Origin of the sequence: Polynucleobacter sp. JS-JIR-5-A7, assembly GCF_018687935.1 — a bacterium.
In the GTDB taxonomy this organism is placed as follows: Bacteria; Pseudomonadota; Gammaproteobacteria; order Burkholderiales; family Burkholderiaceae; genus Polynucleobacter.
In genome coordinates, this window is record NZ_CP061308.1 from 158,134 (window position 1) to 170,147 (window position 12,014).

Below are 12,014 nucleotides of genomic sequence, written 5' to 3' on the forward strand. Positions count from 1 at the left end.
AATATGCTGACTATAGAAAATACTTTCGCTAATCCCACGGCCGTAGCTGATGCTAGCTACGTAGCCCCACATCGCTTTTTGATTTTGGGTCTCGGCGAGTCTGGCGTTGCCATGGCAAAGTGGTGCTTGCGTAATGGTGCAGTAGTGTACTTAGTTGATACACGCGATCGTTCCCAGTTATCTGAGCGTCAGCTAGCATGGCTTGCCGAGCTTGAGTTGGCCGGATTACAAGCCTCTCAGTTTGGTCCTCTCAGCGATGAACTGCTGACGGATATTGATGTGATTGGTATTAGCCCCGGACTTTCGCCCTTACAAGAGCCAACAGAATCATTCTTGGTCAAAGCACGTAAAGCAAGAGTAGATGTTTGGAGTGAAATTGAATTTTTTGCTCGCGCAATCGCTGCTATATCACGCATGGCATTGGATAAGCAATCTAGCTATACAGCTTCAGTGTTGGCTATTACGGGCACTAATGGCAAAACAACTACGACGGCATTAACCGGTCAGCTGTGTGAACGCGCTGGCAAGAAAGTAGCAGTTGCTGGCAATATCAGTCCTGCAGCACTTGATAAGCTCATGACATGTTTGAATGGTGCTGATCAGATTGAGGATTTGCCAGACGTTTGGGTATTGGAGCTTTCAAGCTTCCAATTGGTTTACACCTATTCTTTAAATGCTACTGCGGCAACCGTTCTGAATATCACCCAAGATCATTTAGATTGGCACGGGGATATGGGCGCCTATGCAGAGGCTAAAGCCAAGATATTTGGCTCTGACACGATATGTATCTTGAATCGCGATGACCTAGCAGTGATGGGTTTATTGACTGATGAGCAAAAAGTAGAAAAAGCGCTTGTCACTTTTGGTTCGAATCGCCCTGACGAACAAGGTGCATTTGGCATTGAGCACGATTTGCGCGCTGGTGGCATTGATTGGTTGGTATGGGCTGAGGTCGATGAAGATCTTGATCCCAAACCGAAGCGTCGTCGCAAGTCTGCTGCGATTCAAGAGGATGAGCCATTGCGTTTGAGGCGTTTGATTCCTGCAGATGCATTACGCATTCGGGGTCGTCATAATGCTTTGAATGCGCTTGCTGCTCTAGCATTAGCACGCGCAGCCAATTTGCCGATGAATGTATTACTCCATGGTTTGCGCGATTACCATGGCGAGCCGCACCGTGTACAAAGTATCGCAATTGTGAATGATGTTGAGTATGTGGATGATAGCAAGGGCACTAACGTTGGTGCTACAGTCGCCGCTTTAAATGGTTTGGGTAGCAACGAAGCTGGTAAGAGAATTTGGCTCATTGCAGGGGGTGATGGCAAGGGTCAAGACTTTAGTCCATTGCGCGAGCCCGCATTACGTTTTGTTAAGGGTGTTTTCTTAATTGGTAAAGATGGTGAAAAGATTGCCCAAGCAATCGGTGGCGATGTCTCTTTTACCAATAGTGGTAATTTAGCAGCGGCCGTGCAAGCGGCTGCAGCAAAGGCGATCTCTGGTGATTTGGTTTTACTATCGCCAGCATGTGCAAGCCTCGATCAGTTCCGAGACTATAAGGAGCGGGCACAGGTATTTGCATCAGAGGTTGAAGAATTGGGAATGCGTTTTGAAGGGGTTCAGGTATGAACTTTAGAGAAAAACTATCTCCTGAAAACCGTCTTGGCTTAGATCGCTTTTGGAATTTTTCTAGGGGCGGTATTGATAATTTCCGAACTGGCTTAAGAGACGCAGTCTCTGGCGTGGAGCAAACTCGTTCACGCATGATGGAATATGACCAATTATTGGTGTGGGCAGTGTTATCGCTCATGCTGATTGGTTTAGTCATGGTTTACTCGGCATCGATTACTTTGGCTGATGGTCCTAAATATGCCAACTACAGTAGTAACTATTTTTTGATTCGCCATTTGATCTCATTAGCTATTGCTGTTGTTGTTGGTATTACAGTTTTTAAGATACCGACCAAGGTTTGGGATCGCTATTCACCGGTCATTTTTGGTTTTACCGTTCTATTGCTGATTTTGGTTTTGATTCCTGGCATCGGTAAGGGGGTGAATGGTGCAAGGCGCTGGATATCCTTGGGCGTGATGAATTTCCAACCATCCGAATTAATGAAATTTGCTGCGGTGATCTTTGCTGCAAGTTATACGGTTCAGCGACAAGAGTATCTACATTCTTTTTCTAAAGGAATGCTGCCAATGGGTATTGCAGTTGCGCTGGTTGGCGGACTCTTAATGAAAGAGCCAGATATGGGCGCCTTTGTAGTGGTTGCCATCATTGCATTCGGTATTTTGTTTTTAGGTGGCATCAACGCAAAATTATTTGGGGGTTTGATTCTGGTCGGCTTGATGAGTGGTGCAGCCATGATTGCGCTCTCACCATTCCGGCGTGGTCGTATGTTGGCATTTATGGATCCATGGCAAGTGGATAACGCTGCTAATAAAGGCTATCAATTGACGCATTCGCTGATGGCTTTTGGTCGAGGTGAATGGTTTGGTACTGGTCTAGGCGGAAGCGTGGAAAAACTTCACTATCTTCCGGAAGCGCATACCGACTTCATCATGGCGGTGATTGGTGAAGAACTCGGCTTTGTTGGTGTTGTCGTAATGATTTTCTTGTTCTACTGGATTGTGCGTAGAGCCTTCATCATTGGCCGAACTGCTTTGCAATTAGATCGAAGCTTTGCAGGCTTAGCAGCAAAAGGAGTGGCCATCTGGATTGGTTGGCAGGCATTTATCAATATGGGTGTGAACTTGGGTTTACTTCCCACAAAAGGCTTAACTCTGCCATTAGTGAGTTATGGCGGATCCGGAATTTTGATGAATGCAGTAGCGATTGCGATGCTATTGCGAATTGATTATGAGAATCGCATTCTGATGCGCGGAGGGAAGCTGTGACCAAACCCTCAATATTAGTCATGGCTGGCGGTACTGGTGGGCATATCTTCCCAGGCCTTGCTGTGGCTGAATATTTGCGGATATGTGGTTGGAATGTGTCATGGCTGGGTAATCAAAGTGGCATGGAATATCGGCTCGTGAAGTCTTGTGATTTTCCGTTTGAGGCAGTCGAGTTTGGCGGTTTGCGTGGTAAGGGCTTGAAAGCTAAGCTCATGCTGCCGATTAATTTGGTACGAGCATGCTTTCAGAGCTGGAAGATCATGCGCCGTTTAAAGCCAAGCGTTGTTTTGGGGATGGGTGGATACATTACCTTCCCGGGTGGCTTGGTGACAAAATTCTTGAAGCGACCATTGGTACTACATGAATCAAACTCTGTAGCGGGAAGCGCTAATCGTGCGCTGACAAAAATTGCCATGCGCACCTTAACAGGCTTTCCTAACACCATGGAAAAGGCAGAGTGGGTTGGTAATCCTATTCGTGAGGAATTTGACCACATACAAAAACCAGATCTACGTTATCAGCAACGCCAAGGCCCCTTATCTATTTTAGTTGTTGGGGGTAGTTTGGGGGCAGCAGCGCTAAATGAAAATATTCCAGCTGCGTTAGCGTTGATACCAAAAAATGCTCGACCAACAGTGATCCACCAAGCGGGTGATAAGCATTTAGTTGATTTACAAAAACGTTATGCGGAGTGTGGCGTTGAGGCTGATATTCGTCCGTTCATTGACGATATGCCAACTGCGTATGCACAGGCGGATTTAGTGATTTGTCGATCTGGTGCAATGACAGTTTCAGAGTTGGCAGCATGCGGTGTGGCTTCTTGCTTGATTCCCTTCCCCTATGCGATTGATGATCATCAAACCGCTAATGCCAAATTTTTATCAGATGCTAATGCAGCAGTCCTGTTACCTCAGCAATATCTCAATCCTCAGGATTTAGCTTTGATGATTCAAAACTTCAATCGTGATGATCTTCAAGAAATGGCCATGCGTGCTCATGCATTGGCTAAGCCACATGCAACTCAGCGCGTAGCTGAAGTGTGTGCTGATTGTGCGGGGGTGGGCGTATGAAACATATCGTTCAACAAATTCATTTCATTGGTATTGGCGGCGCCGGTATGAGCGGTATCGCCGAAGTACTTTTGAATTTGGGCTATCAAGTCTCGGGCTCTGATTTAGCCGAGAGCGTTACAACGAAGCGCTTAAAAGACTTGGGCGCGGTGATTCATATTGGACATGATCCAAAAAATGTAGGTACTGCAGAAGCGGTGGTTATTTCTACGGCAGTGGCTGGGAATAATCCTGAGGTATTGGCTGCACGCGCAGCAAAAATTCCTGTGATCCAGCGTGCTGTGATGTTGGGTGAGTTAATGCGTTTGAAGCAAGGCATTGCGATTGCTGGCACGCATGGCAAGACAACGACAACAAGTTTAGTAGCCTCCGTACTGGCTGAGGGCGGCCTGGATCCAACCTTTGTGATTGGTGGCAAGCTGAATTCTGCTGGTGCCAATGCCCGTTTAGGCCAGGGTGATTTTATTGTCGTTGAAGCGGATGAATCCGATGCTTCGTTCTTACAACTATTCCCCGCAATGGAAGTAGTGACCAATATTGATGCTGATCATATGGACACGTATCAGCACGATATGGCGAGATTGAAACAAGCTTTCGTGCAATTTATCCAGCGGATGCCTTTTTATGGCGTAGCTGTTTTATGTATTGATGATGCAAATGTACGCGACATCATTCCTTTTGTTTCGCAGCCTGTATTACGCTATGGCCTCTCAGAAGATGCAGACATTCGTGCAAGCAATATTCGTGCTGATGGCACCAGCATGCACTTTACGGTTGAGCGTCGTACTGTTCGGCGTCATGGCAACAAACCTGGACCACTCAACGTAACGCTGAATTTGCCTGGCTTGCATAACGTGCGAAATGCGCTTGCGGCAATTGGTATTGCTACTGAATTGGGTGTTGGCGATGAAGCGATCACAAAAGCACTATCTGAATTTGGCGGTGTTGGTCGACGTTTCCAGCGTTATGGCGAGCTTCCACTTGCCTCTGGAGGGAGTTTTACTTTGATCGATGACTATGGTCATCACCCGGTAGAGATGGCTGCTACTTTAGCCGCAGCACGTGGCGCATTTCCAGGTCGTCGCTTAGTTCTCGCATTCCAGCCACATCGCTTTACAAGAACACGGGATTGTTTTGGTGAATTTGTACAAGTAATTCGAAATTTTGATGCTTTGGTATTAACCGAGGTTTATCCCGCTGGAGAGGCGAAGATTCCAGGCGCAGATGGTAAGAGTTTGATGAAAGCTACTTTAGCTGAAGAGAAAAATTCGAAAGCACCACTCAATTCTTCCGCAGTGGTATTTGCATCCAATGTTGCTGAGATGCCAGAAAAATTAAGTCAAGTTTTAAAAGATGGGGATGTATTAATTACGATGGGCGCGGGTTCAATTTCTGCTTTGCCTCACACCTTGTCGGAGGCAAAAAATGTCTGAGCATATTCTCAGCGCATGGGGTGGCCGTGTTAAATCAAGGCTAGCAAGCTTAGATGTGAAGTCTCTCGGTCGAGTAGGAGTTTTGCTTGGCGGGCGCTCTGGTGAGCGTGAAATTTCTTTGTTGTCTGGCAATGGTGTGCTGCAAGCCCTTCTATCTAAGGGAGTTGACGCCCATGGCTTTGATCCAGGATTGCGTAATCCGACAGAATTAGTTTCTGAGAAATTTGATCGTATTTTTATTTCCTTGCATGGTCGATATGGTGAGGATGGAACTATTCAAGGCTTGCTAGATCTACTTGATTTACCTTATACCGGTAGTGGTGTCTTGGCATCAGCCTTAGCAATTGACAAGATTGTCACTAAGCAAGTGTGGATTAGTAATGGGCTCGCTACTCCTGAATTTGAAGAGTTAACTGCCAACAGTGACTGGAATGCAGTAGTGAAGCATCTTGGTTTACCTTTGATTGTGAAGCCTGCTCATGAAGGATCTTCACTCGGTTTAACCAAAGTGCAATCCGTCGATGAATTACCGGCTGCTTATCAATTGGCTGCAGGACTGGACAAGAAGGTCATTGCAGAAACATGCATCATTGGTGATGAGTTGACTTGCCCCTTAGTTGGTCAGGGTAGCAATGCCGAAGCTTTGCCAGTAATCAAAATTATTCCGCCGCAAGCCAATTACGATTTCCATAACAAATATTTTTCAGATGAAACGCAGTACCTATGTCCCACTGGACTTGCTTCAGAAGTAAACGAGCGAGTTCAAGCACTGGCTTTGGCTGCCTATAAAGCACTCGGTTGCCGTACCTGGGGTCGCGCCGATGTGATGTTAGATCAAAAAACCGGCAAACCTTATTTGCTTGAAATGAATACCTCTCCGGGCATGACTTCCCATTCTTTGGTGCCAATGGCTGCAAAAGCTGCCGGCATTGACTATGCAGATTTAGTTCTTTGGTTACTCAGTCAAACCTTAGAACAAAAAGAAGGCGCCCTTGCATGAGTAATTTCATGGACCGGTTCGGTGAAATTTTCGGCATGTTGATATCACCACTCTGGAATCATCCAGATCGGATGCAAAAGCTCAGTCGTTTCTTAATGAGTTGCTTCGTATTAATGATGGTGCTAGGGGCCTTGGTGTGGCTTAGTCAGCGCCCCGTATTTGCGCTAAAGCAAATTCAGATTGAACCAGTTGCTGGTCAAACACTAAAACACATTAATAAAGCCATTGTGAAGCGGCAGGTTTATGAAACTGTGCAGGGAAACTTCTTTAGTGTGCGTCTTGAGGAAGTAAAGCGCGGCTTTGAAAGTATGCCGTGGGTACGCCATGCCAATGTGCGCCGAGTTTGGCCTAACGGTTTGATTGTGAGTATTGAAGAACAGAAACCATTTGGTACATGGGGCGGTTCCGATAGTCATGTGCTAATTAACAATCACGGAGAAATTTTTGCTGGTCGCATTTCTGAGATTAGTGATGACATTCGATTGGTCGATTTCTATGGTCCGGATGATGCGAGTAAGGAAGTGATGAGTCTTTATGAGCGATCCAATAACTGGTTTAAACCTTGGGGTGCTGAGGTTGTCAGTCTTGCCTTGACTGAGCGCTATGCCTGGCATATCAAGCTATCCAACGGTATGAGAGTTGAATTTGGGCGTGATGAAGAGAATTCAGACAAAACATTAACGGAAGAGCGCATTGCGCGCCTCTTTAAATATTGGCCACAAGTGCAAGAAAAGTGGGCCAACCGAATTGATGCCGTGGATTTACGTTATCCCAATGGTTTTGCAGTTCATCTGGCATCTGCAAGTGTGAAAAAGAATGATGTTGATGGCAAGAAAAGTGAGTTGAAGCAATGAAGGAATGGGAATGAGTAAAGACAATCGCGACCTATTGGTTGGTTTAGATATTGGAACCTCCAAGGTGGTTGCCTTAGTTGCTGAATTAGCACCCGATGGCAAATTTAATGTGGTGGGTGTTGGTCAAACTTCTTCAAAAGGGTTGAAGAAGGGCGTTGTCGTCAACATTGAAGCTACTGTTCAATCGATTCAGAAGGCTTTAGAAGAAGCCGAGATCATGGCTGATCGTCAAATCGTTCAGGCCTTTACGGGTATCGCAGGTAACCATATTGTGAGTTTCAACTCGAGTGGTATGGTGGCTATCCGCGATAAAGAAGTTACCGCAGGTGATGTGGAGCGCGTTCTAGAGACAGCCAAAGCAATCAACATTCCAACGGATCAACAAATTTTGCACATTCTTGTTCAAGAATTCATTATCGATGGACAGGAAGATGTTCGCGAACCGATTGGGATGAGCGGCCTTCGCTTAGAAGTCAAAGTACATATTGTTACGGGTGCGGTAAGTGCCGCACAAAATATTGTGAAGTGTGTGCGTCGCTGCGGTCTTGAAGTCAATGACCTCATTTTGCAGCCTTTGGCCTCGAGCCTGGCAGTCTTAACTGAAGATGAAAAAGAGCTTGGTGTTGTCTTGGTGGATATTGGTGGCGGCACAACTGATATTGCAATCTATTGCCAAGGATCGATTCGTCATACAGCGGTAATTCCTATTGCTGGTGATCAAATCACCAATGACATCGCGATGGCATTACGTACGCCAACAATTGATGCCGAAGATTTAAAGATTGCTCACGGTATTGCACGTCAAGAAATGGCCGATCCAACCGCCATGATCGATGTCCCTGGTATGGGTGATCGTGACCCACGGCCAATGTCCAAACAAGCTTTAGCTGCGGTGATCGAGCCGCGGGTTGAAGAGCTATTTACTTTGGTTAGAGGAGTTGTGCGTGATTCTGGCTATGAAGACATGGTTTCTTCTGGAATTGTTTTGACTGGCGGTACTTCATTGATGCCAGGAATGGTTGAGCTAGCCGAGCAAGTGTTCTTAAGACCGGCTCGTATTGGCACTCCAGAATATCGCGGTCATTTGCATGAGGTCTTACGTAGTCCGAGATTTGCTACCAGCATCGGTTTATTAATGGAAGGTCAGGTGCAGTTATTGCGTGGCCGCCGTTTTTCTCAATCAGGCGCGTTGCAAGGTGTGATGTCACGCATGAAGGAATGGTTTGCAGGAAATTTTTAAGTTTTTCGTCGTCGTCAATGTAGTCCGTTTTTTACCTAGGAGGGTATATGGAATTTGAAATGTTAGATCAAGAAACAGCCGGTAAAACCATTATTAAAGTGGTTGGAGTCGGTGGGGCTGGTGGTAATGCAGTCCAGCACATGATCCGTCGCGGTGTCAATGGCGTAGAGTTCATTTGCATGAACACCGATGCTGGCGCATTACAGCGCTCTGAGGCATCTGTGAATTTGCAACTGGGCTCTAGCGGATTGGGTGCGGGCGCTAAACCAGAAATTGGTGCAGCTTCTGCAGAAGAAGCTCGTGCACGTATTGCTGATGTATTGCAAGGTGCACATATGGTGTTTATCACTGCTGGTATGGGTGGCGGCACTGGAACAGGTGCGGCACCTATCGTTGCTCAAGTGGCAAAAGAAATGGGCATTTTGACCGTTGGCGTGATTAGTAAGCCATTTGATTTTGAGGGCGTCAAGCGCTTGAAAGTGGCGGAGAATGGGGCAACCGAACTTGAGTCCTATGTGGATTCATTGATTGTGGTGCTCAATGAAAAGCTCTTTGAAGTGATGGGTGAAGATGCTGAGTTTGATAAGGCCTTTGCTTGTGCTGATGATGTATTACACAACGCTGTTTCTGGTATTGCAGAAATCATCAATGTTCAAGGCTTAATTAACGTTGACTTTGAAGACGTGAAGACTGTTATGGGCGAGCAAGGTAAAGCAATGATGGGAACCGCAACGGTTTCAGGTATGGATCGTGCCCGCTTGGCTGCTGAAGCTGCTGTTGCTTCTCCACTGCTTGAGGGGGTTGATTTATCTGGTGCTCGCGGCGTTTTGGTCAACATTACTGCCAATCGTTCATTGAAGCTGTCTGAAACACGTGAAGTCATGGCTGCTATTCGTGGATATGCTGCTGATGATGCAACTGTGATCTTCGGAACGGTATATGACGAGAGCTTAGGCGATGCATTGCGTGTCACGGTAGTTGCTACTGGCTTGAATAATCCACAAGCCCGCCAAAATCACCAACCAGAAGTGGTATGGAGACAAGCGACTGGTACGCATGATGCAATGCCAACGATGGCAGATCTCAATAGCTTTGCTCCTGCTAGTGCATCAGCAGCGATGAGCAAGGTTAGCTTAGATTCTGCTTTGAGTACTAGCGCGGGTATGGCTTTGACAGGTTCTGGTAGTGCGCCTGCAACAGCTGCGCAACCAGCAAGCAGCGGTGTTGATTACAGTCAGTATGATTTGCCACGAGTATTTCGTAGCTCTCGTGAGGCAAGCGCTGCACCGACTTTAGGTGCCGATAGCTCCCCTCAAGCAAAGACCTTGCTTGATAAAGGGGCTGATTACTATGAAATCCCTGCTTTTTTACGTAAGCAAGCAGATTAATTGACTGCTTAATACAATAGGTCATTGCGAAATGCCAGCGCGGCGCCCCTCCGGACGACGAATCCCGCGCTTGCGTTGGCATGCTTACTAACAATTACCTATTGGAGACATCATGATTGCTGTTGGACAAAAATTACCAAATGCTACTCTTTATGAATTTTTTAACGAAGAGACTGAAGGCTGTGCATTAGGGCCTAATGCTTTTGAAGTTGAAAAGCTGATGGCTGGCAAAAAGATTGTGATCTTTGCATTGCCTGGCGCCTTTACGCCGACCTGCTCTGCAAAGCATGTCCCTGGATATGTTGAGCACTACGATGCGATTAAAGCAAAGGGTGTGGATGAGATTTGGTGTATCTCTGTGAATGACCCATTTGTGATGGGCGCATGGGGCCGTGACCAAAAGGTAGGTAAAAAAATTCGCATGTTGGGTGACGGCAGTGCTGAGTTTACCAAAAAGGTAGGCTCGGAGCTGGATTTGACTGCCCGTGGTTTTGGTGTGCGTTCTGATCGCTATGCCATGATTGTGGAAGATGGCGTAGTAAAAACTCTGGAGCGCGAAGCGCCAGGTAAATTTGAAGTCAGTGATGCCGCTTCTATTCTGAAAAAACTGTAATTCAATTTATTAACTAACCTCCCCTGAATTTAGAGACGTCATCATGATGAAGCAAAGAACGATTGCCACTCCGGTTAAAACCGTGGGAATTGGTTTGCATTCTGGCAGCAAGGTGACGATCTCTATTAAACCTGCGCCAGTTGATTCAGGGATTCAGTTTGTCCGTGTTGATACTCCAGAGCAGTCGGTAGTACCCGCAACTGCTTTGGCTGTATGCGATACACGGCTTGCGTCTGTGATCCAAAAAGATGGTGTGAGAGTTTCTACAGTAGAGCACTTGCTCTCGGCTTGTGCTGGCTTAGGTTTGGATAATCTCTTGATTGAGCTTGATGGTGAAGAAGTCCCCATCATGGATGGAAGTGCTGCTTCATTTCTATTTTTGATTGAATCTGCTGGTATTGTTGAGCAAGCGGCTGCTCGTCAATTTGTAGTCATTAAAAAACCAGTTGAAGTACGTGATGGCGACAAGCTTGCTCGCCTCGAACCTTTTTTCGGGTTTAAGTTGGATTTCACAATCGACTTTAAACATCCCGCTGTTGATAAAACGGGTCAGCGATTTATTGTCGATTTTGCAGAGCATGCATATCGTAGTGAAATTGGACGGGCACGCACGTTTGGTTTTGCTCACGAAGTAGAGGCTCTAAGAGAAATGGGCCTAGCGCGAGGCGGTAGCTTAGATAACGCGATTGTTTTAGATGAGCACCGTATTTTGAATAACGAAGAACTTCGTTATGAGGATGAGTTTGTGCGCCACAAAATTTTAGATGCGATTGGCGACCTCTACTTAGTAGGTCATCCCATTGTGGGAGCTTATGTTGCTGAAAAATCAGGTCATGCACTTAATAACGCTTTATTACGTAAGCTCTTGGAAGATCCCAGTTCTTATGAAATTAGCAGCTTTGCTGAAAATAAGGCCCCTGAGGCTTTCTCTCAAGAAAGCCAACCTTTATTCTTTTGAGTGTTGAATTACTTCGCTTTATGCTGCAGTAATCGCTCTACCGTCTTCCGCAGTTCAGAGTCTGGAGCAAGCTTTTCTAGTAACTCTTCCCATGATTTTTTAGCAATGGCATTAAAACCTTGGGGTTTGCGATGCTGCTGATCGTTAGCGCGAGGTTTTACTTCCCACCCTGCGGGCGTTGGCTTCATTTTGACTTTAATAGTGCTGCATTTCAGCCCTAATTTTGATAACTCATTGATTAAGCTAGGTAAATTTTGTTGCAAACGACTGGCGATGCTGGCACTACTGACCAGTAAAAAGAGTTCATCTTGGCTTCCAGAGTGCCACCCAGCATCAATTTTGGGGCTGAGATGGCCCAAACCCAGTTTATCCAGCGCTATTCCTAAGGCGGACTTGATTCTGGCTAGATCTTCGGTCTTAGCCAGTATTCCCCCAAGACCATTGGATTTGCGTAGGTAATCAAGCCAGTCATAGGCCTTGTGCTTGCGGGATGGTTTAGGGGCAGAGTTCATAAAAAATGGGGTTACGGGTGATAAACTCAAGGTCTTCATTTTCTTCAATATC

The 12,014-nt window shown here is 46.2% G+C and carries 11 protein-coding genes; 10 read left to right on the forward strand and 1 reads right to left on the reverse strand.

Annotated elements, in window-relative coordinates:
* Nucleotides 1–3 precede the first annotated feature (3 nt).
* The 10 genes from murD (at nt 4) to lpxC (ending at nt 11,450) form a co-directional block, all read left to right on the forward strand.
* The gene (gene murD / locus AOC29_RS00890) at nt 4–1,626 is read left to right on the forward strand and encodes a UDP-N-acetylmuramoyl-L-alanine--D-glutamate ligase (RefSeq protein ID WP_215296193.1); all 1,623 of its coding nucleotides are present in this window, start codon (nt 4–6) and stop codon (nt 1,624–1,626) included.
* Nucleotides 1,623–2,894, forward strand: a complete 1,272-nt coding sequence (ftsW, locus tag AOC29_RS00895; RefSeq protein ID WP_215296195.1) for a putative lipid II flippase FtsW — start codon at nt 1,623–1,625, stop codon at nt 2,892–2,894. The genes murD and ftsW overlap by 4 nt, the downstream gene beginning before the upstream one ends.
* Nucleotides 2,891–3,964 (forward strand): undecaprenyldiphospho-muramoylpentapeptide beta-N-acetylglucosaminyltransferase, encoded by a 1,074-nt coding sequence (gene murG / locus AOC29_RS00900; protein ID WP_256441761.1) that lies wholly within the window; start codon nt 2,891–2,893, stop codon nt 3,962–3,964. Before ftsW ends, murG begins: the two co-directional genes overlap by 4 nt.
* A complete protein-coding gene (gene murC / locus AOC29_RS00905; protein WP_215296196.1) occupies nt 3,961–5,397 on the forward strand; it encodes a UDP-N-acetylmuramate--L-alanine ligase in 1,437 nt (478 codons plus the stop codon). The genes murG and murC overlap by 4 nt, the downstream gene beginning before the upstream one ends.
* On the forward strand, nt 5,390–6,397 hold the full coding sequence (locus tag AOC29_RS00910; protein ID WP_215296197.1) for a D-alanine--D-alanine ligase: 1,008 nt from the start codon (nt 5,390–5,392) through the stop codon (nt 6,395–6,397). The genes murC and AOC29_RS00910 overlap by 8 nt, the downstream gene beginning before the upstream one ends.
* Nucleotides 6,394–7,251 carry a cell division protein FtsQ/DivIB gene (locus tag AOC29_RS00915; protein WP_215296198.1) on the forward strand — a complete coding sequence of 286 codons (858 nt, stop codon included), beginning with the start codon at nt 6,394–6,396 and terminating at the stop codon, nt 7,249–7,251. Before AOC29_RS00910 ends, AOC29_RS00915 begins: the two co-directional genes overlap by 4 nt.
* Nucleotides 7,252–7,261: 10 nt before the next feature.
* Complete coding sequence (gene ftsA, locus AOC29_RS00920; RefSeq protein WP_215296200.1) at nt 7,262–8,491, forward strand: cell division protein FtsA; 1,230 nt, start codon at nt 7,262–7,264, stop codon at nt 8,489–8,491.
* Nucleotides 8,492–8,538: 47 nt separating this feature from the next.
* Nucleotides 8,539–9,879 carry a cell division protein FtsZ gene (gene ftsZ, locus AOC29_RS00925; protein ID WP_215296202.1) on the forward strand — a complete coding sequence of 447 codons (1,341 nt, stop codon included), beginning with the start codon at nt 8,539–8,541 and terminating at the stop codon, nt 9,877–9,879.
* A 112-nt stretch (nt 9,880–9,991) separates the two neighbouring features.
* Nucleotides 9,992–10,492, forward strand: coding sequence for a peroxiredoxin (locus AOC29_RS00930; protein ID WP_215296203.1), 501 nt, complete (start codon nt 9,992–9,994; stop codon nt 10,490–10,492).
* 43 nt (nt 10,493–10,535) lie between these two features.
* Nucleotides 10,536–11,450, forward strand: coding sequence for a UDP-3-O-acyl-N-acetylglucosamine deacetylase (gene lpxC / locus AOC29_RS00935; protein WP_215296204.1), 915 nt, complete (start codon nt 10,536–10,538; stop codon nt 11,448–11,450).
* Nucleotides 11,451–11,458: 8 nt separating this feature from the next.
* On the opposite strand, the gene AOC29_RS00940 is transcribed toward lpxC, so the two are convergent.
* Nucleotides 11,459–12,001 carry a hypothetical protein gene (locus AOC29_RS00940; RefSeq protein WP_251370025.1) on the reverse strand — a complete coding sequence of 181 codons (543 nt, stop codon included), beginning with the start codon at nt 11,999–12,001 and terminating at the stop codon, nt 11,459–11,461.
* Nucleotides 12,002–12,014: the final 13 nt, after the last annotated feature.

Coding starts and splice junctions, on each gene's coding strand:
- murD (WP_215296193.1), top strand. CDS start 4: ATGCTGACTATAGAAAATACTTTCGCTAATCCCACGGCCGTAGCTGAT.
- ftsW (WP_215296195.1), top strand. CDS start 1,623: ATGAACTTTAGAGAAAAACTATCTCCTGAAAACCGTCTTGGCTTAGAT.
- murC (WP_215296196.1), top strand. CDS start 3,961: ATGAAACATATCGTTCAACAAATTCATTTCATTGGTATTGGCGGCGCC.
- AOC29_RS00910 (WP_215296197.1), top strand. CDS start 5,390: ATGTCTGAGCATATTCTCAGCGCATGGGGTGGCCGTGTTAAATCAAGG.
- AOC29_RS00915 (WP_215296198.1), top strand. CDS start 6,394: ATGAGTAATTTCATGGACCGGTTCGGTGAAATTTTCGGCATGTTGATA.
- ftsA (WP_215296200.1), top strand. CDS start 7,262: ATGAGTAAAGACAATCGCGACCTATTGGTTGGTTTAGATATTGGAACC.
- ftsZ (WP_215296202.1), top strand. CDS start 8,539: ATGGAATTTGAAATGTTAGATCAAGAAACAGCCGGTAAAACCATTATT.
- AOC29_RS00930 (WP_215296203.1), top strand. CDS start 9,992: ATGATTGCTGTTGGACAAAAATTACCAAATGCTACTCTTTATGAATTT.
- lpxC (WP_215296204.1), top strand. CDS start 10,536: ATGATGAAGCAAAGAACGATTGCCACTCCGGTTAAAACCGTGGGAATT.
- AOC29_RS00940 (WP_251370025.1), bottom strand. CDS start 12,001: ATGAAGACCTTGAGTTTATCACCCGTAACCCCATTTTTTATGAACTCT.